Source organism: Natrinema sp. 1APR25-10V2 (assembly GCF_031626495.1).
Classification (GTDB): domain Archaea; phylum Halobacteriota; class Halobacteria; order Halobacteriales; family Natrialbaceae; genus Natrinema.
Genome location: NZ_JAMQOJ010000002.1, coordinates 707,049 through 726,347 on the forward strand (window position 1 = coordinate 707,049; position 19,299 = coordinate 726,347).

Sequence of the window (19,299 nt, forward strand, 5' to 3'; positions counted from 1 at the left end):
CGCTCGAGCGGGAAATCAACGTTTGGTCGCGGCTGCGGCCGGGACGCGTCGCCGTGACCGGATTCCGTCCGGGTGGCTAGGGTCGGATTTACGGCCTCGCGGCTCGAGTAGCGCCCGACTGACCGTCCGTCGCACCGAACGGTTCGGATTTCGCGGCGGTCAGCGGGAGCATATTAGATCCCCGGCGGTTGCAGGCCGCGAAGCAACCAGTGGGGAGGCTGTCTTGTCTCAGCGAATGCGAGATACTGAGCGGTTGTCGACGGCTGCGCACAACCGACAACGGCGGGGCGACGGTCGCGGCCGGACCGACGATGCCGCGAGCGAAGACCCCGGCTGCCCCGGATCGCTGATCGTGGTCTCGAACCGAGAACCCTACCGTCACGAGTACGAGGACGAGTCCACGGACGACGATGGCTCCGACGCTACCGGTGACGGGGGACTGCCGACGGGGACCGACGGCGGTGCTCGGTCGCCCGCTGCGACGCGGTCGATCACCGTCGACGAACCGACCGGTGGCCTGACCGCCGGGCTCGATCCGGTGGTTCGGGAGACGGACGGGACCTGGATCGCCTGGGGCGACGGCGACGCGGATTTCGACGTGACGGACGAGCGGAACTGCGTGGCCGTCCCGCCAGAGGAGGAGGACTACACCCTCCGTCGGCTCGATCTCTCCGAGGAAGCGGTCGACGCCTACTACTACGGCTTCAGCAATCGCGTGCTCTGGCCGCTCTGTCACGGCTTCCCCGGCCTGGTCGAGGACCGGCCGACGGACTTCGAGTGGTACCGGCGGGTCAACGAGCGGTTCGCCGATGCGGTCGGCGATCACGCCGACGACGACTCGGTGATCTGGCTTCAGGACTACCACCTCGCGCTCGCGCCGCGGCTGATCCGGGAGTCGGTCCCCGAGGGCGCGACCGTCGCCCACTTCTGGCACATCCCGTGGCCGACGCCGACGACGTACCAGCACTGCCCGGCCGGCGGCCGGATCCTCGAAGGGCTGCTCGGAAACGATCTGCTTGGCTTCCACGTCGACGGGTACGCCGATCGGTTCCTCGACTGCGTCGAGCGGTTCCTCCCGAGCGCGACCGTCGACCGTGCCGATCGGACGGTGCAGTACGACGGACGGACGACCCGCGTCGTCGCGACGCCGATGGGCGTCGACGCGGAGTCGTACGACCGGGACGCCCGGTCGACCGAGAGGGACCGGCTCTCGTCGCTGTTCGAGGAGTACGGCATCCCGCAGGGGACGGCGCTCGGCCTGGGCCTCGATCGGCTGGACTACAGCAAAGGGATCCCAGAGCGGTTAGCGGCGATCGAGCGGTTCTTCGAGCGGAACCCGAACTGGCGCGGCGAGTTCACCTTCCTCCAGAAGGCGACCCCCTCGCGGACGGAGATCGAGACCTACGAGGACTACGGCGAACACGTCCGGAGCGAGGTCGACCGGATCAACCGCCGCTTCGGAACCACCGAGTGGCGACCGATCGTCTACACCGAGGACGTCCTGCCCCGCGAGGACATCTGTGCGCTCTACCGCCACGCCGACGTGATGGTCGTCAGCCCGCTGATCGACGGGATGAACCTGGTCGCCCAGGAGTACGTCGCCGCGAGCGTCGAGGGCGACGGGACGCTGGTGCTGAGCGACCGGACCGGCGCACACGAGCGCCTGGGCTCGCACGCGGTGACGATCGACCCGACCGACACCGACGGATTCGCCGCCCAGCTCGAGCACGCGCTGACGATGCCCTCGTACGAACGCCGGCGACGGATGAACACGCTGCGCCAGCGCGTTTTCGCCGACGATATCGAGGCGTGGATGGACACGCAGTTCGACTGGATCCGCCGCGTTCACGGTGATCCCGAGGAGAGCGAAACGAGCACCGGCTCCGATTCCGGTTCGGACTCCACGGAGCCGACACCGCCAGTGTGATCGATGCCAGGCACCGAATCGCCTCCGGAACCGCTCGAGGAGCGGCTGCCGGCCGTTCGAGCGACGCTCGAATCGGCCGCGGGTCTGCTCGTCTGTCTGGACTTCGACGGCACGCTCGCACCGATCGTCGAAGAGCCGGACGCCGCAGCACCGACCGACCGAAACCGAGAGGCCGTGGCCGCCCTGACGCGAACCCCTGGGGTGACGACGGCGGTGGTCAGCGGCCGCGCCCTGACCGATGTCCGCGAGCGGATCGACGGGCCGACCATCTACGCCGGGAATCACGGGCTCGAGCTCGCCCGGAACGGTGCGATCGCCGTCCACCCGGTGGCGCGCAAGCGCGCCGTTCGAGTCGAGCGGCTCTGCTCGATCCTCGAGACGGCGCTCGCGAGCGTGCCGAACGCCCGCGTCGAGAACAAGCGGCTGACCGGGACCGTCCACTTCCGGGCCGTGCCGCCGGCCGCCGAACCCATCGTCCGTCGGATCACGCGAACCGTCGTCGACCGGTTCGGCGGCGACGGGCTCGAGCTCTCCACGGGCAAACGGATCCTCGAGTTCGGGCCGGACTTCCCCTGGGGAAAGGGCAACGCGGTCGAACTGATCGCCGCCGACGAGCCGTCGGAGACGGCCGTCGTCTATATCGGGGACGACGTCACCGACGAGTCGGCGTTTCGGGCCGTCGAACCCGACGGTATCGGGATCCGAGTCGGAAGCGACGATCCCTCGGCGGCCTCCTATCGGGTCGACTCCCCCGCCGACGTCGCGTCGTTTCTCTCGTGGCTCGAAACGACTGGCGCCGAACTGATCGATCGGTCTGATCGGCAGGCTGTGACGCTCGAGGACGCCTGATATCGATTCCCCCTTCCCCACTACCCGGTCCTTGGTTTCGGAAATAGCCAAAACTAATAAACTGCTTCGAGCCGAAAGTATTAGTTACCACTGGAAATATAGTCCGGTACGAGAGTGAACGAGAGTGAAACTCAGACAACCAACTGATTTCCTGATCCTCGAAGCGCTCGAGGACAAGGGACGAAACGTCGCGACCAATCTGGCAGCACACACGGGGAAAAGCCGAAAGAACATCAACACCAGACTGCCGGTGCTCGAGGACTACGGCCTCGTAAACAAGATCGGGCCCGCCGAGCGGTCCGGGCTGTACGAGATCACCTCGATGGGGAAGGCAGCACTGGTGTACCGCGATCAGTACGACGAGGCCGACGACTTCGAGTCGCTCATCGAAGGGCCGACCGCCAGCGCCGAACAGGATGGGGAAGCGCAGGCGAGTTTCGCCCGCGGTGAGGACGACACCGAAGACACGGAATAACGGCATCGAATCCGGAAACGATACGGTCCGCCCGCGTACAGCTCGCATGGCTTCGGTTGCCCTCCCGACGGAGCGTCCGACAGTGCTGGCTCTCGACACACTCGTCTCGTTCAGTGACACGGCCGGTTTCACGGATCACGGAGAGAGACTTCCGTCGTAGGCCGCGAGTTCACGGCGAGCGCACGAGGAAAAGGCGAGGCTGAGCTTCCGCTTTCGATCGCCCGCCGGCGGAATCGCCGTTCCGCAGTGCAGGCGATCGTCGTCGTAGTCCGGGTCCCACGCGTACGCGCTGAGCATCGGTGTCGCGACGACGGCACCGTCGTACAGAAAGGCGACGCCGTGGCGGTGTTCCAGACCGAGCGCGTGTCCGATTTCGTGAGCGAGCACCTGAATCGTCCGTGCAGGCGTCGTGTTCGGAACGAGCGAGCGATCGCGGTCGATAAGCAGGTCGTCGAACGGCTCGAGGTCGGCGATGTGTCGTGCCCCGCCGACCGACGCGATGTGGGGGAGTCCGTACCCCGTCGGCGCGCGCTCCATGCTACCGTCGGTCACTAGCAGGTTGACGTCGGGAACGGGTTCGACGTCGCGGCGGCCGATCGCGCCCGATGCCACGGCCATCGGCCACTCGCCACGGCGGGTGACGCGTGCGGCATCCTCGGTCGAGACCGACACCGTGCCGCCGACCGACGCGTCGAGCGACCAGTGCTCGAGCGAGAGCATCGCCTCGAGGTACTCGAGGATGCGGTCGCCGACGCCGTCGTAGGATGCCGCGCCGTCCGAGAGCCAAACCCGAACCGCGAGTGTGTCGGCGTGGCGACGGGAAGCGTACGCCAGCGTCCCGATCGAGGCCGCCGATCCGAGCGTCCCGAGAAAGACGCGACGCTTCATACGTGGGGCGTCTCAGGGCCACGACCAGTTCCTGCGGGTGAACATGGCCACGCGTTAAATCGGTGCCCGCCACTCGCCGGTGCGGTCGCTGACTGCGGTCGGCAGGCCCGTGCGACCCCCGTACCCGATCGCAGCTACTCCGAGACCCGGCGGCGAGTATCGACGACGCGCGCACAGCCGTCGGCCACGCGAATCTCGACGCCGGCGGGCAGTGCGTCGGCGTCAGTCGGCGTGAGCAGCAACAACGCACCGTCCCCGGTCTCGACCAGTCGCCGGTCCGGCGTTCGCTGCCGAATGCAAAGCCGCCACTCGCCCGTGCGATGGCGCTCCCGAACCTGCCAGTCGGTGTAATAGCGGCCGTTCGATCCCTCGAAGAGGCCCTCGAACGGGCGGGCTACCATGTACGGCCCGGGTTCGGCACCCGATCGGGGCGTGGCGTCGTCCGAACGCTCCTCGTCATCTCCGTTGGGAGAGGCCGCGACACCGCCATCGCCGCTCGGGTTCATATAGGTGAATTTTAAGAAATCGTGACCGTCAGTCGGTAGTGAATACTCTATCGGTGCACGATTGACGACCGCCACGGATCGATACCGAATCGAGCGACGTCCGTCCCGATGTCAGTACTCGTCACCCTCGAAGAACTCCCCGAGAACCGCTTTGAGCCCCTTTCGAAGGTGCTGGTGCATCGTCGGCGGCGAGATGTCCATCGCCTCGGCGATCTCCTCGCCGGTGCTCTCCCGCGGCCAGTCGAAGAAGCCGCCGTAGTAGGCGAGTCGCAGCGTCGTAAGCTGGCGATCGGTGAGATGATCGAGGATCCGGTTTCGGCGCTCGGCGGCCGTTCGAACCGGTCGATCGACTTCCCGACGCGCGATCAGTCGCGTGTTCTCGTAGATGAGCGTCAACGCCTCGGCGATCTCTCGCACGTCGGCGTCCTGTGACACCTCGACCAGACAGTTCCCGACGCCGTCTTCGACCGTCACGTCGCGGATCGTCGCGCCGTGGTTGGCGAGCGTCCGCACGCCCGACTCCGAGAGCCGCATCTCGATCGTACAGCCCTCGTCCCCGTCGTGGATGAGTCGACACTCTTCGACGGAGTCGTGGGCCATCGCCTCATCGAGGACCGTCTCACCGTCGAGCCCCTCGATCGTCACGTACTGAAAGGTGCGGCCGTCCGCCGTGGTTCCGGCCCACTCGAGCGCGCAGGTACAGCCGTATTCCGCCGAGAGATCGAACGAGAACGTGTCGCCGCCATCGATCTGGAACTCGAGTTCGGCGACGGTGTCGGCAAAGAGCAGTTGTCGGTTCTTTACGGCCATGATCGTGAAGCCGATCGTCTCGCCGAGCAGGCGAAATCCGGCTCGCTCGCGCTCGCTGAAGGCGTCGTCCCGGCTCGCGAGGACGGTGAGAACGCCGTAGGTCGCGTCTTCGTGCGTGATCGGCACGGCGATTGCGGATCGCACGTCGTCCTCGCGGGCCGCCTCCCGGACCGGGTCGGGAATGAGCCCGTCCTCGAGGATACGGTTTGCCGTCCGGAGCTCGCCAGTTCGTGCCGCTTCCGTGGCCGGGCACTCGCAACCGATAGTGAGATCGCGCACGAGGTCCAGCGAGGCAGTTGCCTCGCCCGCACCGGTGCGGAAGGAAAGTCGGCCGTCGCCCGTCTGCTCGGCGATCCACGAGCCACAGTACAGCTCGGAGTCGACGAGCTGTTCGCAAACCTCGCGTTCGACGGCGTCCCGCGCCGGTGCCTCGACCAGCGTTTCGATCACCTGTCGGACGACCGCGTTGATCCGATTGAGCGTCTCGAGTTGATCCTGCCGCGATCGGAGCTTGCGTTCTCGCTGGACGCGCTCGGTGATATCGCGGGCGAGCCAGACGACCGCGCGTCGGCCGCCGATCAACTGTTCGATCGGGACGACGCGACCCTCGAACTGCCGTCGGCCGTCGGCCGTTTCCACTTCGTATTCGACGGACTGCACGTCGTCGGTCCGGATCGCGCGATCGATACAGTCCTGTAGCTTCGCGGCCACCTGATCCGGAAACGCGTCCGTCAGCGTGTTCCCGGTCAGTTCGTCGGCGGAAATGGAGGAGAGGTCCGCCGAATCGGGCCGCACCTTCGCCTCGAGATAGGTACCATCCTCGCCGATCACGAAGGCCTCGTCCGGCAGCTCGTTCGCGAGAATCCGATGGTATCGACCGCCATCGCCGCCCGACACAGGTTGCGATTGAAGCGTCGAGACGACGCGATCGATCGGATCTTCGTCGCGTTCCGTCGAGACGTATTCGGTCGCATCGGCCCGAAGCGCAACGGTTGCGAGCTGTTCGTTTCCCTCCCGCGGCGCGACGATCGTCGGTACCGTCGGAAAACGTGCGTGAACGCGCTGCAGGATCGTCTGGATCTCGCCGGGACACTCGAGTTCGACGATGACCGCACCCGGCTCGGCGGCCGATTCGGCGTCGGTTGCTGACGCTGGGACGTCGGTCGGGGAACGGTCGTCCGCCTCGGTCGACCCCGAGCCGTCGGTCTCCCAGTGAGGGGTAGCCCCGTCCGCCGCCGTCTCGAGACGGTCGCCCGGCGATCCGACGATGGTCTCGAGCGCGTCGGTCGCTGGCGTCGTCCGGACGTCGCGATCGGTCGCTTTCTCGAGTCGCGCCCGGAGATGGCTCTCCTGGGTCGTGGCGTCGGTCACGATGATTATCGGTTTCGCTCGGTGTGGTGTGGTCATTCGTTTTCGTTCCCCATCTGCCCGATTCCATCGACCCCGTCCGCAGCCGCTCTTTTGTATCGTGACACCGGCGTAGAATAAAAGCCTGCTGGTCGTGGGCTGACACGTTGGTGTGCGGCCGGTCACGAGCGCGACGTTCTGAAGCCGGCCAGTCGTCCGGTTACAGCGCGGTTTCCCGTCGGTCGTTACCGGCTCGAGGACCGTCCGGGCAGCGTCGAGTCGTCCGAGGCGTCGCCGACTCTCGTTGTACTTCCAGCGACCGACAACTCACAGTTCCCCGCGTTCTCGCAGTTCCTCGAGCAGGTCGTCGACGAGGGGCTCGACGCCGTCGTAAGGGAAATCGCCGCCGGAGGTCTTGGCGTTCAGCTCCATCGCCGTCATCGAGAACTCGCCGGACTCGAACGTCGTGCTCGGACCGTCGGGAAGTGCCGGAACGAGTTCCATCGGCCCGGAAACCGGATAGTCGGCGTCTTCGAACGCGTCGATCAGCTGCTCGCGGAGTTCGGCTTCGTCGACCATACCAGTCACCGGTTCGACAGCGGAAATAATAAATCCGAAGGTAGTTGGTAGTTCGCGATGGTCGGATCGCCAGTCGAGGTCGGTGTGCGGTCGTCCGGCGGGACTTCCCTACAGGCGACGCATAAACTCGGGCAGGATACCCCGCTCGCTCGAGTCACTGGCCGCGGTCGGCTCGGCACCCGGTGGGTCGATCTCGGCGTCGTTGCGCCCATCGAGAGAGTCGGCGGTCGCCCCGCCGGCGCTCGCGGCGGTCCCAGCCGCGGTCGATCCGTCGGTCGCCTGCGCCGCATCGCTACTCGAGTTCGAACCGTCCCCGGATTCCGAACCGACCGTCGCTTCGAACGCCGCCTCGGATTCGGGGCCGAAGTAGTAGGGGTCGTTCGGCGCGAGGTACTCGCGAAGTTGCACGTTCGCGTACCCGGCCAGCGCGAGCGCCGGGACGAACAGCGGCTCGATACCGAACAGCGTCGGGCCGGCCGTCAGGATCACGAGAAAGGCCGCCAGCGGCGAATAGACGAAAAACGCGACGAGCCGGAAGGCGGCACCGACGTAGCCGTCGACGACGTAGGCGTAGAGCCCGTACGCGCCAACTACCAGTCCGATGTCGGCGTAGAGGCCGACCAACAGGCCGACGTCGCCGGCGACTAGCCCGTGGACGTGCACCGCGATCGCACCGGTAAACACCGTCGTCCGATTGACGTACGTCTCGTCGAGCGCCATCCCGGCGACGAGGATCGCGAGCTGGACCAGCGGCGCTGCGATCCACCACGGGAGGGAGCTGAGGACGACACCCGGATACACGTCGATCACACCTACTCGTGTGGGTGAACCCGGGCCGGTCCCTTTAACGTTCGTTCCGTTTCGAGATTCGATACGGACTCGAGGCCCGTGGAAAGCGCGCCCCGCGGGACCGCCGCCGAAATCGTGTCGATTCCGACAGGTCTCCGTAACAGTAATTAGCGAGCAGCGAAAAGTACGCCGACATGGCGAAGGATACCGTCAGGTACCCCGACGACGTGGTCGAGAAGATCGACCAGCTCGTCGAAGACGGTATGTTCGAGAGCAAATCCGAGTTCTATCGGTTCTCCGCGGAGTACGTCCTCACCCTGCTCGATTCGGACCACGAGGTCAAGACCTTCAACTTCGACGAGATCAAGGCCGAACTCGACATCAACGAGCGCGACCACGCCGAAGCGCTCGGGGCCGACGGTGGCACCCTCTTCCTCGACGCGGTGATCAACGTCCGCAAATACGGCCTGCGCGGCAACTACGAGGCCGCCGAACGGTTCATCGACACCCACTACGACGAGACCGATCAGGAGTGTATCATCCTCGAGGAACTACTCGGCACCTACCGCGACGGGCCGGCGTAGCGCCGCTACCTCGTTGCTACTCCTCGAGTCGCCCGAACGGCTCGCCGAGCGCCGCTAGATCGACGTTATCGCGAACCAGCCGCGCCGCCCGGTCGGACGCCGTCGCGCCGGTTCCGTCCGCCGCAGTCGCCGCTGAGCGATCGACTTCGCCGGCCGTCGGTCTGTCGACCCCCGCACTCGCCGAGACGGCGTCGAGGAAGGCCGTCCGCACCGACTCGTTGTCGAACAGGCCGTGGAGGTAGGTCCCGAGTACCCGGTCGCGTGCAGCGCTCGAGTCGCCGAGCGGTCGCGTCACCTCGTCGAGCGCCCGCGTTCGGCCAGCGTGGATCTCGTAGCCCGACGCGGTCCCGTCCGCCCCAGTCAGGAGCGGCGAGGTCGAGCCGTCGACCGGAACCGTCGTCTGCTCGAGGCGTTTGTCCCCCTCGAATCGGGTCTCGACCGGCAGCAGACCGAGTCCCTCGACGACGTCGTCGTCGCCGGTCCCCTCGAGCGCGGCGTTGGTGATCCGCTCGCCGAGCAGCTGATAGCCGCCGCAGACGCCGACGATCGGCCCGTCGAAGGCAGCGAGCGCGTCGGCGAAGCCGGCGTCGTGTAACGCCAGCAGGTCGTCGACCGTGTTCTTCGTTCCCGGGAGGACGACCGCGTCGGCGTCGACGCCCTCGAGCGGGTCGGTCGTACTACTGCCGTCGACCGGCACGTAGACCACCGAGACGCCGGGTTCGGCCGCGAGCGCCTCGAGATCGGTCGCGTTCGAGATCCGGGGGAGCCGGGGTACGGCGATCCGAATCCGCCGGTCCGCGGGAACGCCGTCGTCGTCGCCGACGACGCCGCGCTCCTCGCTGCCGGGGAGCCCGACGCTGTCCTCCTCCGGGAGGCCGGGATCGTCGTAGGGGAGGACGCCGAGGATCGGCACGCCCGTTCGGGACTCGATCTCCTCGATGCCGGGCTCGAGCAGCGACGGATCGCCCCGGAACTTCGTGATGAGCGCGCCGACGATCCGCTCGCGAAGCGCGTCGGGGACGAGTTCGATGGTGCCGTAGAGGCTCGCGAAGGCCCCGCCGCGCTCGATGTCGACCAGCAGGAGGATATCCGCATCGGCGAATTCGGCGGTCTCGACGTTCGCGAGGTCGCGGTCGTGCAGGTTGATCTCGCCGATGCTGCCCGCGCCCTCGGCGACGATCACGTCGTTGTCGGCCGCCAGCCTGCGGTAGGATTCCGCGGCCGCCTCGCGCGCTCGCTCCCAGTACTCCTCGTAGTAGGTCCCGGCGGGCACGTGGTCGTGCGCCTCACCCTGTAACACCAACTGACTCTCGCCGTCGCCGCGGGGCTTGAGGAGAACGGGGTTGCAGTCCGTGGTCGGCGTGGTGCGAGCCGCTCGAGCCTGGACGAACTGAGAGACGCCGATCTCGCCCCACTGGTTGCTGTTGCTGTCGTCCGATTCGACGCTCCGCTGGCCGGCCGCATCCGACCGTACGACGACGCGGGCGTTGTTGCTCATGTTCTGGCCCTTGAACGGGGCGACGTCGATCCCGCGATCGGCGAGCAGGCGGCAGAGGCCGGCCGCGACCGTCGACTTGCCGACGTGGCTCGCGGTTCCGGCGACGAGAAGCGTTCTGGTCATCCGCGTTGGGGAGTGTTCTCGCGGCCGGCGGTATCGTCCTGTCGGTTCATTCTGAGTGATTTCCGTCCGCTGTATCGCTGTGAGGAGTTTCCAAGACATTGAACAGTATCTTAGAGTATTCTAACTCTGTTTGAAGTTAGTTTAGATGTTGTATCTAATAGGGCCACGCGCAGTCTAAGTACGTAGTATAATAAAATATCTAATGATAGAAATAGAATTTTTATATTAGTTAGTTATGATATCAAATGATGTAATCTGGTGACGGCATCACGTTTGGTAAAGACGTTAACCGTCGAGAAGTCCTGCGAGGAATGTCGATCGGTGGTGCTACTCTGATCGGTGCCGCCGGCACTGCCTCGGCAGACCTAGATTCAAGAGCGCCTGCAGACACTGATCAGTAGTTCGTTAACACCCGCTTTAAGACACGCCCTGCCGCTATGGACGATTTCTTCGTGTTGAAGAACTCTGACGCTCTCCGCGATCTCCGTCAAGAGGTGAGCGAGAGTACAGGGCGGACGGTAAGTGACGTGCTGCCATTGCCGCTCGAGTTTACAACTAGTGACGAAGAACTCAACGCACTCAACCCCTCGCTCGCCGTTTCCCTCCTGAAAGATCCAACTATTACATGGCAAAACACCGCCCCTCAAGATCTCGGTGTAGCAGTCGCGGGGGTTATCGACGAACCAGAGTCAGGAGTCAACTCAGGTGTTTCGGTCGAGACCAGTGATGGAACAAGTAGGATCCCCATCTCCGCCGGAGCAGTCACACTTCACGATCAATATTCTAGTGCATCCAGACGGGATCGATTCAAACATAGGAAACGTGGGTCTGTCGAATCCGATGACAACGTACAGTATCGGCTCTTCAGCTACGGTGAAAGTAACGAAGTCGTCCAGAGTCAACTGAATGATAAAATTCCCGATACTTCAGAACAAGCTTCTACGATAAGTATTCAGAGTTCCAAGTCGCCAGTTGCTGTCGCGCCTGAAGTTGTTGAGAGCTATCAATCATATCACACTAGTAGTGATGTTAATATACAGAGCATCCACGGTGAAATAGGCTGTACTACCTGTCAAGCAGTCATCCCTGCAATATGTGCGGGTGTGTCACAACTGGGGTTCTATGGTTGTGCAAGCCGGTGTGTCCCATACGCCACAACTTATCCGGTGCTTACAGGTGGGTGTGCAGTCTTCTGTAGATACGTAACTACTGTTGAGGGAGCAATGCTATGTGCAGCGTCGCCCGCAATTATTTGTGGTGCTGCATTCGGCTGCTAGCTTGGCACCGCAGTAGCTAACGGTTATGTCCCTCTATAATGTAAATTCATTAATAAAAATATCAATTATATAAATATAAATATTTCTGAAATATTAAGAACCTGTATCGATTCACTTCAATTATGGGAGGACCTGTAGGTAGAAGAGTGGCTGAACGGATACGGATTCAAGAGGTACTTATATTTCCGGTTATTGTGCTCGTCCTTTACGTGACTACGGGTGACCTTTACATGTCTGTGATCAGTCCAGCCGTCGTCGCATTCGTATTCCTTTCATTCGTCATATTTGATGTTACTAATCGTGATGTCCGTTGCGTGAAGTTGGGCGTGTTCGTCTCCGGAATTGCAGGAGGTGCTCTCATGTTCCTTAGCACAGACATTCCCTCCTGGTTCGGTCTCGTGGTCGCTTTCGTTTCCCTGTTGTTGACTGCGGATACCTTGGTAGATCTCTCCAACGTACCCGGGTAGAAGAACGTATTCGCGACATCTCAGCGTCTCCAAGGACAGACTCACACCCTACGTTAGAGCGGTTCAGCTTCGGCAGCGCGTCAGCCTAAAACCCGGCAACAAAGCGCTCAAAACCATTCTCAAACCTGTGCTATGGCTACGTTCGATCTACGAGCGGTCGAGAAGACCGACGAGGTCGAGCGGTACGAGACTGCACCGCGACCCGACCGACAGGTTCCAACTGGATTCAGTGTTCCCGGAGAGGCTACTCTGTTCTGTACCGCTCGTCCCAGCGCGGTCCGGCGCGACTCGAGAGGACGGCCCCAACGACCCCCATGACGATCCCGCCGAGTCCGAGCGCGGCGGCGAGTTCCGGTGACGGCGGGACGACGACGAAGCCGGCGACCAGCGTCGGCACGAGCGCGACGGCGACACCGACGGTAAAGGTCGCGAAGCGGACCGCGTCGAAGAGGAACTCGTTGGGATCGAAGCCGGCGATGTAGACGGTCAGCCCGTAGTAGTACAGCGCGTAGCCGGCGAGCAGAATCGCGCCGACCACCGCGTCGAGGAGCGTCGCGTCGAACCAGACGACGGCCGCGAGGTACGGCACGGCGACCGCCGGCGCGCCGACGAGGACGAACGCGATCCGTTTCGCCCGGAAGACGTCCGCGATCGAGACGGGGTAGGTGAGGTAGGCCTCGAGCGAGTCGAACTGGGTGAGCCAGTTGTACGTCGTAAACGCCGAGAGGCCGAGGACGCCGCCGAAGAAGATCCCCGGCGCGGGCGCGATGCCGGTGATCGAGTCGACGACGCCGACGAGCGCGGCCACCAGCGCGAGCAGGATGGTCGCCGAGACGAACGGTTTCCAGACGCCGCCCGAGGAGCGCGCCAGGTCGAGCAGCGTCTTCGTGACGAGGGGGGCGTCCTCGAGCGGGAGCGTCCCGCTGAGCCGGGCGAATCGATCCGTCGCGGTTCGCGAGGGCCGGCCGTACGTCGGATCGTAGGCGGCGAGCGCCGCCGTCGCGACGGCGACGGTGCCGAGGGCCAGTCCGACGGCAGCCATCGCGGGGCCCTCGATCGGGACGAAGACGGCCTGCGCGAGACCTAGATTCCCGGTCGCCCAACCGCCGACGACGGCGAGCCCGATCGCAAGCCCGATGGCCCACGGCGGGACACCCTGGGTCCGAACGGCGATCAGCGCGACGGTGACCGCCATCCCGGCCGCGAAGACGAGACAGAGCGACAGCCAGAACAGCGCGACCGACAGCGGCGTCGACGCGGAGAGGCCCTCGAGGGCCGCGCTCGACAGGGCCATCGGCAAGACGAAGGCGACGCCGTAGAACAGGGCGTCTTTCAGGAGGAAGACGCCCAGCAAGCGCCGCCGCGAGAGCGGCAGCGTCGTCGACGACGAGAGCAGCAAAGAGAGCTTTCCGAACACGTTCTCGAGCATGTCCGACCCGGCGAAGCCGGCGGTGCCGCTGTAGAGACCGAAGCCGAGCGCGAGCGCGTGGAGGCCGCCGACGATCGTCTCCGGCGCGGTGCCGGTCTCGACGAGCGCGACGGTGGCGCTCACGGCGAGACCGACGATGACGAGCGGAAAGACCGCGAATCGCCAGCCGCCGAACAGTTCGGTGTGCATTCGCCACTCCTCGCGAAAGAGGATCGCGAGCAACCGCGGCGTCGAGAGCCCGGCTCCCGATCCGGAACGGGTTGCGTCAGCCGGCCCCGCCGAATCCGACGTACCGGTCCCGGTCATCCGTTCGCCCCGTCGGTCGCCTCGAGCGTCGGCATGTCTCGCGCAGCCTCGCCCTCGACGCGCTCGAGGAAGAGCTCGAGCAGGGATTCATCGTCGTCCCGGCCGCCGTCCAGCGACCGCTCGGTGACGAGCTGGCCGTCGGCGACGATTCCCACGCGGGTACAGATCTCCTCGGCGACGTCGATGTTGTGCGTCGAGACGAAGACGGCGTTGTCGCCGGTCGCGTAGGAGACGAGGAACCGCTTGACCTGCTCCTGGACGAGTGGGTCGAGGTTCGCCAGCGGTTCGTCGATGAAGACCACGTCCGGCTCGTGGAGGAACGCCTGCGTGATCATCACCTTCTGTTGCTGGCCGCGGGAGAGGTCGGTGTGTAAGGTGTCGAGCTTGCTCTCGAAGCCGAGTCGCTGCGCCCAGTCGGCGGTTCGGTCGGCGACGCGCTCGGCAGGAAGATCCCGCACCTCGCCGACGAACTCGAAGTACTCCCGCGGCGTGAGGAAACTCGGCGGCGACCCCTGTTCCGGCAGAATCCCGACTCGCCGGCGCGTCTCGATCGGTTCCGCGACCGGATCGGTCCCGAGGACGCGTACCTCGCCCGCGTCCGGCTGGATCTGGCCGGTCAGCGTCCGAATCGTCGTGGTCTTTCCGGCCCCGTTCGGCCCGAGAAACCCGTACAGCTCCCCGCGCTCGACGGTGAAGTCCATCCCGGCGACCGCCTCGACGGCTCCGTAGGACTTGCGCAGTCCGTTGACCCGAATTGCACCCATTGAACGTCGAACCGTTCTCAGGAACTGATAATAACTGTGTTGGTAGGATGGTAGTGACAGCGCGACGTTGCGTCTCGAGTCGGGTATCCAGCGACCACGACGGCCGCGCTGATCAGAACTCGGTTCCGCGTCGTGCCCGCTGCCCGTCGTCGATCGGATGTTTCACCTTCCGGACGTTTGTAATCAGGTCGGCGCGGTCCGCGAGGTAGTCGGGTTCGGCGTGGCTCCCGGAGAGAATCAACTCGAGGTCGTCGGGTTTCGCGTCGACGAGATCGAGAACGTCGCCCTCCGAGAGCAGGCCGCGATCCGCGGCGTAGAGAATTTCGTCCAGGATCAGCATGTGGACGCCTGCGTCCGGTTCCGCGTCGAGATCGATCGGCTGGCCGAGGTCGGCCTCGTCGGCCGCCTCGAGCAGTTCCCGTGCGCGCTCGAGGCCGGCCTGGGCCTGGGCCTCGTGGTCGGCCTCGTCGCTGCCGTCGGCCATCCCGTGCCAGCCGTAGTGGCCGAGGTTCTCGTAGCTGATCCCCGGCAGGGCGGCGATCGCGTTGTACTCGCCGCGAACGGCGTCGACGCTCGAGGCCCCGCCTTTCATGAACTGGAGCATGTGAACGCGGTAGCCGTGGCCGGCAGCGCGCATTCCCATGCCGAGCGTGGCCGTCGTCTTTCCCTTGCCGTCGCCCCACCAGACCTGAACGAGGCCGAACTCCTCCGGCGCGGCCGGTTCGATCCGCTCCGCTTCGGGCGTCCGCCCCTGGCCGGGCGTGTTCTCGATCGTCGACTCGGATTGTCGGTCGTCGCTCATACGCGGTCGGTCGGCCCGGTCGCTCATGTAGTTGCCCCAATCGATCAGTAGCGCGCGCAATCGAACCCGATCGCTCGGTGCCGTTCCAGTGACACTTGTAACCAAACGTGTCTTTAGGCTTCGCTCCTAACGTCGCTGCACCCAATGTCACTCGAGTTCTCCTCGTCCGACGATGCTCCCGACCTCGAGTGTGTCATCGCCGCGCTCGACGACGGTGACTGCCGGGAGATCATCACGGTGCTCGAGGAGCCGATGACGGTCCACGAGGTCGCCGAAGCGACGGACCGGCCGCTCTCGACGACCTACCGCAAACTCGACGCGCTATCCGATGCTGGGCTGGTCGAGGAGGCCGGCGGCATCCGCCGCGGTCGCCATCAGAAGGCCCGGTACGTCGCCAACCTCGAGCGGATCTCGATCGGGTTCGACGACGCCAACGAGTTGCGCGTCGAGATCGACCGTTCGTCGAACCTGGGCCTCTGGTCGGAGATCACACAGGAGTTCTGATCGTCTACCGCGACGACACCGTCTCGCTCGTTTTCGAACCCCGACGGTCCAGCAGTCCCGGTCGGGTTCCGGCGCGCTACCGGCCGACGATATCGGCGTCCGTCGGTCCCTGGCCGTCGAACTCGTGGACGTATTCGTCGAGTCGCGCCGGTTCCGACGCGCCCGGGAGCCGGCGGTCCGCGGTGACGCAGTCGGAATCGACGCCGAGTCGATCGCAAACGAGGTTCGCCGTCGACTCGGCCATCGTCCGATAGGTCGTCAGCTTTCCACCGACGACGCTACAGCAGTTCGCGAGGCCCTCGGCATCGTGGTCGAGCAGATGAAAGCCCCGCGAGATGCCGCGCCCGCCGCGGGCGGCCTCGTCGGGTTCGTACAGCGGGCGGACCCCCCACCACGTCCGCACGTGGTCGGCGTCGGCGACCGGCGGCAGCATCGCGGCACACTCCTCGACGGTCCGCTCGACTTCCCAGTCGGCCCGCTCGTAGTCGTCGGGATCGTCGACCGCCACGCTGGTCGTCCCGAGGACGACCTCGCCGTCGTGGGGGACGACGATGTCCCCGTCGTCGGGTTCCCGACAGCGGTTGAGCACCGGCTCGAGGCCGTCGTACGCGACCGAGACCATGACGCCGCGCGTGGGTCGCATCTCGACGGTGACGCCGGCCATGTCGGCGATCCGGCCGGCGTGCGGACCGGTCGCGTTGACCACGTACCGCGGGCGAATCGTCTCGTTGGCGTCGCCGCCGAGCGTCACGCTCTCGATCCGGCCGTCCGCGCGGGTCATCGACTCGACCGGCGCGTGAGGCAGGATCCGTGCGCCGTGCGCTCTCGCATCCGCCGCGTTGGCCGCGACCAGCCGTGACGGGTAGACCACGCCGTCGGGAACCCACATCGCCCGCTCGGCGTCGGCGGCGAGGTCTGGAACCTCCGTTCGAGCCACGTCGCCGTCGACGACTTCGATCGGAATCCCGGCGTCGTCGCAGGCGTCGCGCTTCGCCTCGAAGTACGCCGGATCGTCGCCGGCCAACTGGACGAAGAGCCCGCGCGTCTCTCGAACGCACGCGCCCGCGATCCGTCGCAAGATGCGGTTCTCTTCGAGGCACTCTCTGGCCTCCGGGCCGTCGGCCTCGGCGTACCGCGCCCCGCTGTGGAGCAGGCCGTGGGAGCGGCCCGACGTCCCCGCCGAAAGTCCGTCCCGGTCGACGAGCATCGTGTCTACTCCCCTGAGCGCGAGGTCTCTGGCGATTCCCGCACCGGTCGCACCGCCGCCGATTACGAGCACGTCCGGTCGACTGTCCATACCGATCGTTGGTGGCCTGGATTGTTATAGTAACAGCCGAAGCGATGTACACCCGACCGCACGACGGAAGCGCGGGTCGGAGCGAGCAGCGAGAGCGAGAACCGCGGACTGTGCGATCGGGTGTGCAGTGGCTGTCAGTAGCTACTATAGTTCCGATGGGACGAAACCGTCGCCGTCGAATCCGGGTCCGCGCCGGTACCGAAGCTTCCGGTCGACGGCCGATCGCTCGCGCTCTCGCATGCCGAAAGTCGACACGGCCTTTGATGATTGCGTCCGGTGTCGACGGGGTATGAGCACCGCCACCGATGCGCCCCCTCGTTCCGGTCCCGACGACGGGAGGGCGATTCGATTTCCGGCGTACGGCCCCATCGATGCGGTCCTCGGCTACGGTCTGTTTTACGTCGTCGTGGACAGCGCGACGCCGGCGATCGTCGACGTCCTCACCGAGGCGCTGCCGGAAGCGTCGCCGTCGCTCGTCGGACTGGGGCTGGCGATCACGCTCTGGGGAGTTCTGGCCGTGACCGTCCTCGAGCACCTCCGGCGTCAGCTCGCCGCACTCGGCGTCCTCACCCACGCCGCCGTCCGTCCACGGCGGCCGGCCCGCTTGCATACGTCCCTGATACGGCTGGTCGGACATCTGATTGCGGCGGTCGTCGCCGGCTTCGTCGCGGCGTGGACGTTCGATACCGCTCTGGAAACGATCGTCTCCTCGATTCCCGTCGTCGCGGCGCTCGAGGTCGAGGCGCTCGTGCCCGTCGAAATCGCCGTTCTGATCGTCTTTTTCGTCTCCTTCGGGATCGCAGCCCGGTCCGTCGACAGGCTGATAATCGGCAGCGTCAGGGCGGTACTGGGACTGGTCGCCTGAGTCGGTCGAGCGCCGTCTCGACGGATCGTCCCGCGACTCTGGCGACCCGTTGCGGAAAACGTGGTCGCCGACGGATCGCCGATCGCTCAAATCGGACGTGGACCGATGCAAACCTTCACAGTACGAACGGCTATAACTGGATATTCGTAAGATCCTAATACCGTGGTCGATATATAGTACATAATGACCTACGAAAACTTGGACGAAGATCTCGTGAACGAACTGATCGACAACGGTCGAACGAGCCTTCGCAGCCTCGCCGAAGAGCTCGACGTCTCCGTTACCACCGTCTCCAACCACCTGTCGGATCTCGAGGATTCGGGCGTTATCAACGGCTATACGCCGAAGGTCGACTACGATGCAGTCGGTTACGACGTTACTGCGGTCATGCAACTCAAAGCCGAGGGGAGCGCACTGCCCGAGATCACCGAGACGCTGAAAGACCACAACCAGATGATCTCGGTCTACGAGGTGACCGGTGACTACGACGTGATCGCTATCGGTAAGTTCACCGATACGGACGACATGAACGACCAGATCAAGAGCCTGATCACCGACCCGGACATTAACCAGTCGAACACGAGTATCGTTCTCAATACAGTCACCGAAAACAATCAGTTCGAACTCGGGACGGAATCCGACGAGTAACGGGCCAAGACCGGAGTGGTACTTGGTATTACTTCTCGCGGACTGCCGTGCTATCGTCTCGGAGCGTGATCCGGCGCGCTACGATTAACGGCCTAAACGCGGTTTTCGCCTTCGGGAAATGTTGACACGAGAGGGCGCAACTGGCGTCGGCTACGGCGGCCGGCGCTATTGATTCGATCATCGATACGACCGGTATCGTCGAGGCGGATTTACGGCGTCCGATCAGTTGTGATTACTATCGTTTGCGAACGTGGATAGTTTCACAATCCAGACTATATACGTTCAGTGACCGCAACAGACCGCCAACTGCCTGTCTGCAACTGTCACTCGCCTCAGTTATTATTTCCTTCGCCTCACGACTCAATTCGATGCTTCTATCGTCGAACTGAATTGACTGGCCCTCCGGTATTACTAGCCCGGTATCATAGCAGTGCAAATGGCACCGTCTAGTTAGCGCGGTTTGAGAAGCGAGCAGGTCGTAGAGCTAGTTTGGCTATGATGCTCGCAGACCTGCTCAGCGAGTGCTACGCGGCGGAATTGGATGAAGCTTGGGAGCGTGAGCGGA

The 19,299-nt window shown here is 64.7% G+C and carries 19 protein-coding genes and 2 pseudogenes; 11 read left to right on the forward strand and 10 right to left on the reverse strand.

Features of this window, described 5'->3' with window-relative positions; all coding sequences use genetic code 11:
* Positions 1-235: 235 nt before the first annotated feature.
* The 3 genes from NDO75_RS09235 to NDO75_RS09245 all read left to right on the forward strand — a co-directional run bounded on the left by NDO75_RS09235 (position 236) and on the right by NDO75_RS09245 (position 3,251).
* On the forward strand, positions 236-1,927 hold the full coding sequence (locus NDO75_RS09235; protein WP_310905860.1) for a trehalose-6-phosphate synthase: 1,692 nt from the start codon (positions 236-238) through the stop codon (positions 1,925-1,927).
* Between the two features lie 3 nt (positions 1,928-1,930).
* On the forward strand, positions 1,931-2,776 hold the full coding sequence (gene otsB / locus NDO75_RS09240) for a trehalose-phosphatase (protein WP_310905861.1): 846 nt from the start codon (positions 1,931-1,933) through the stop codon (positions 2,774-2,776).
* A gap of 124 nt (positions 2,777-2,900) precedes the next feature.
* Complete coding sequence (locus NDO75_RS09245) at positions 2,901-3,251, forward strand: winged helix-turn-helix domain-containing protein (protein ID WP_310905862.1); 351 nt, start codon at positions 2,901-2,903, stop codon at positions 3,249-3,251.
* A 135-nt stretch (positions 3,252-3,386) separates the two neighbouring features.
* Here NDO75_RS09245 and NDO75_RS09250 read toward each other — a convergent pair whose 3' ends face one another.
* The 5 genes from NDO75_RS09250 to NDO75_RS09270 all read right to left on the reverse strand — a co-directional run bounded on the left by NDO75_RS09250 (position 3,387) and on the right by NDO75_RS09270 (position 8,191).
* Positions 3,387-4,139: a peptidase M10A and M12B matrixin and adamalysin gene (locus NDO75_RS09250; RefSeq protein WP_310905863.1), complete on the reverse strand. Its 753-nt coding sequence runs from the start codon at positions 4,137-4,139 to the stop codon at positions 3,387-3,389.
* 134 nt (positions 4,140-4,273) lie between these two features.
* Positions 4,274-4,645: a hypothetical protein gene (locus tag NDO75_RS09255; RefSeq protein ID WP_310905864.1), complete on the reverse strand. Its 372-nt coding sequence runs from the start codon at positions 4,643-4,645 to the stop codon at positions 4,274-4,276.
* A 111-nt stretch (positions 4,646-4,756) separates the two neighbouring features.
* Positions 4,757-6,862, reverse strand: coding sequence for a bacterio-opsin activator domain-containing protein (locus tag NDO75_RS09260; protein WP_310905865.1), 2,106 nt, complete (start codon positions 6,860-6,862; stop codon positions 4,757-4,759).
* A 267-nt stretch (positions 6,863-7,129) separates the two neighbouring features.
* Positions 7,130-7,381, reverse strand: a complete 252-nt coding sequence (locus NDO75_RS09265) for an MTH865 family protein (protein WP_310905866.1) — start codon at positions 7,379-7,381, stop codon at positions 7,130-7,132.
* Between the two features lie 108 nt (positions 7,382-7,489).
* Positions 7,490-8,191 (reverse strand): hypothetical protein, encoded by a 702-nt coding sequence (locus NDO75_RS09270; protein WP_310905867.1) that lies wholly within the window; start codon positions 8,189-8,191, stop codon positions 7,490-7,492.
* Between the two features lie 173 nt (positions 8,192-8,364).
* Between NDO75_RS09270 and NDO75_RS09275 the strand changes: the two genes are divergently transcribed.
* On the forward strand, positions 8,365-8,754 hold the full coding sequence (locus NDO75_RS09275) for a CopG family transcriptional regulator (RefSeq protein ID WP_310905868.1): 390 nt from the start codon (positions 8,365-8,367) through the stop codon (positions 8,752-8,754).
* 16 nt (positions 8,755-8,770) lie between these two features.
* On the opposite strand, the gene NDO75_RS09280 is transcribed toward NDO75_RS09275, so the two are convergent.
* Positions 8,771-10,375 carry a cobyric acid synthase gene (locus NDO75_RS09280; protein WP_310905869.1) on the reverse strand — a complete coding sequence of 535 codons (1,605 nt, stop codon included), beginning with the start codon at positions 10,373-10,375 and terminating at the stop codon, positions 8,771-8,773.
* A 437-nt stretch (positions 10,376-10,812) separates the two neighbouring features.
* Between NDO75_RS09280 and NDO75_RS09285 the strand changes: the two genes are divergently transcribed.
* From NDO75_RS09285 to NDO75_RS09295, 3 genes and pseudogenes are all read left to right on the forward strand, one after another.
* Positions 10,813-11,652 carry a hypothetical protein gene (locus tag NDO75_RS09285; protein ID WP_310905870.1) on the forward strand — a complete coding sequence of 280 codons (840 nt, stop codon included), beginning with the start codon at positions 10,813-10,815 and terminating at the stop codon, positions 11,650-11,652.
* A gap of 122 nt (positions 11,653-11,774) precedes the next feature.
* The gene (locus NDO75_RS09290; RefSeq protein ID WP_310905871.1) at positions 11,775-12,119 is read left to right on the forward strand and encodes a hypothetical protein; all 345 of its coding nucleotides are present in this window, start codon (positions 11,775-11,777) and stop codon (positions 12,117-12,119) included.
* Between the two features lie 25 nt (positions 12,120-12,144).
* Positions 12,145-12,252 (forward strand): annotated as a pseudogene (locus tag NDO75_RS09295) (IS1595 family transposase); the annotation flags it as partial.
* Positions 12,253-12,363: 111 nt separating this feature from the next.
* Here NDO75_RS09295 and NDO75_RS09300 read toward each other — a convergent pair.
* The 3 genes from NDO75_RS09300 to NDO75_RS09310 all read right to left on the reverse strand — a co-directional run bounded on the left by NDO75_RS09300 (position 12,364) and on the right by NDO75_RS09310 (position 15,420).
* Positions 12,364-13,854 (reverse strand): hypothetical protein, encoded by a 1,491-nt coding sequence (locus NDO75_RS09300; RefSeq protein ID WP_310905872.1) that lies wholly within the window; start codon positions 13,852-13,854, stop codon positions 12,364-12,366.
* A complete protein-coding gene (locus tag NDO75_RS09305) occupies positions 13,851-14,618 on the reverse strand; it encodes an ABC transporter ATP-binding protein (protein WP_310905873.1) in 768 nt (255 codons plus the stop codon). Before NDO75_RS09305 ends, NDO75_RS09300 begins: the two co-directional genes overlap by 4 nt.
* A 112-nt stretch (positions 14,619-14,730) precedes the next feature.
* On the reverse strand, positions 14,731-15,420 hold the full coding sequence (locus tag NDO75_RS09310) for a cob(I)yrinic acid a,c-diamide adenosyltransferase (protein ID WP_310905874.1): 690 nt from the start codon (positions 15,418-15,420) through the stop codon (positions 14,731-14,733).
* Positions 15,421-15,564: 144 nt separating this feature from the next.
* Between NDO75_RS09310 and NDO75_RS09315 the strand changes: the two genes are divergently transcribed.
* Positions 15,565-15,924 (forward strand): helix-turn-helix domain-containing protein, encoded by a 360-nt coding sequence (locus tag NDO75_RS09315; protein ID WP_310905875.1) that lies wholly within the window; start codon positions 15,565-15,567, stop codon positions 15,922-15,924.
* Between the two features lie 76 nt (positions 15,925-16,000).
* On the opposite strand, the gene NDO75_RS09320 is transcribed toward NDO75_RS09315, so the two are convergent.
* Positions 16,001-17,221 (reverse strand): FAD-dependent oxidoreductase, encoded by a 1,221-nt coding sequence (locus tag NDO75_RS09320; RefSeq protein ID WP_310905876.1) that lies wholly within the window; start codon positions 17,219-17,221, stop codon positions 16,001-16,003.
* A gap of 289 nt (positions 17,222-17,510) precedes the next feature.
* On the opposite strand from NDO75_RS09320, the gene NDO75_RS09325 reads away from it, so the two are divergent.
* The 3 genes and pseudogenes from NDO75_RS09325 to NDO75_RS09335 all read left to right on the forward strand — a co-directional run.
* Entirely contained in the window at positions 17,511-18,086 is a 576-nt protein-coding gene (locus tag NDO75_RS09325) for a hypothetical protein (protein ID WP_310905877.1), read from the forward strand.
* A gap of 183 nt (positions 18,087-18,269) precedes the next feature.
* The gene (lrp, locus tag NDO75_RS09330) at positions 18,270-18,734 is read left to right on the forward strand and encodes an HTH-type transcriptional regulator Lrp (RefSeq protein ID WP_310905878.1); all 465 of its coding nucleotides are present in this window, start codon (positions 18,270-18,272) and stop codon (positions 18,732-18,734) included.
* A gap of 495 nt (positions 18,735-19,229) precedes the next feature.
* Positions 19,230-19,299 (forward strand): annotated as a pseudogene (locus NDO75_RS09335) (IS6 family transposase); the annotation flags it as partial.

Coding starts and splice junctions, on each gene's coding strand:
- NDO75_RS09275 (WP_310905868.1), top strand. CDS start 8,365: ATGGCGAAGGATACCGTCAGGTACCCCGACGACGTGGTCGAGAAGATC.
- NDO75_RS09280 (WP_310905869.1), bottom strand. CDS start 10,375: ATGACCAGAACGCTTCTCGTCGCCGGAACCGCGAGCCACGTCGGCAAG.
- NDO75_RS09235 (WP_310905860.1), top strand. CDS start 236: ATGCGAGATACTGAGCGGTTGTCGACGGCTGCGCACAACCGACAACGG.
- NDO75_RS09310 (WP_310905874.1), bottom strand. CDS start 15,420: ATGAGCGACGACCGACAATCCGAGTCGACGATCGAGAACACGCCCGGC.
- NDO75_RS09325 (WP_310905877.1), top strand. CDS start 17,511: ATGAGCACCGCCACCGATGCGCCCCCTCGTTCCGGTCCCGACGACGGG.
- NDO75_RS09250 (WP_310905863.1), bottom strand. CDS start 4,139: ATGAAGCGTCGCGTCTTTCTCGGGACGCTCGGATCGGCGGCCTCGATC.
- NDO75_RS09260 (WP_310905865.1), bottom strand. CDS start 6,862: ATGACCACACCACACCGAGCGAAACCGATAATCATCGTGACCGACGCC.
- NDO75_RS09315 (WP_310905875.1), top strand. CDS start 15,565: ATGTCACTCGAGTTCTCCTCGTCCGACGATGCTCCCGACCTCGAGTGT.
- NDO75_RS09285 (WP_310905870.1), top strand. CDS start 10,813: ATGGACGATTTCTTCGTGTTGAAGAACTCTGACGCTCTCCGCGATCTC.
- NDO75_RS09290 (WP_310905871.1), top strand. CDS start 11,775: ATGGGAGGACCTGTAGGTAGAAGAGTGGCTGAACGGATACGGATTCAA.
- NDO75_RS09305 (WP_310905873.1), bottom strand. CDS start 14,618: ATGGGTGCAATTCGGGTCAACGGACTGCGCAAGTCCTACGGAGCCGTC.
- NDO75_RS09255 (WP_310905864.1), bottom strand. CDS start 4,645: ATGAACCCGAGCGGCGATGGCGGTGTCGCGGCCTCTCCCAACGGAGAT.
- NDO75_RS09265 (WP_310905866.1), bottom strand. CDS start 7,381: ATGGTCGACGAAGCCGAACTCCGCGAGCAGCTGATCGACGCGTTCGAA.
- NDO75_RS09320 (WP_310905876.1), bottom strand. CDS start 17,221: ATGGACAGTCGACCGGACGTGCTCGTAATCGGCGGCGGTGCGACCGGT.
- otsB (WP_310905861.1), top strand. CDS start 1,931: ATGCCAGGCACCGAATCGCCTCCGGAACCGCTCGAGGAGCGGCTGCCG.
- lrp (WP_310905878.1), top strand. CDS start 18,270: ATGACCTACGAAAACTTGGACGAAGATCTCGTGAACGAACTGATCGAC.
- NDO75_RS09300 (WP_310905872.1), bottom strand. CDS start 13,854: ATGACCGGGACCGGTACGTCGGATTCGGCGGGGCCGGCTGACGCAACC.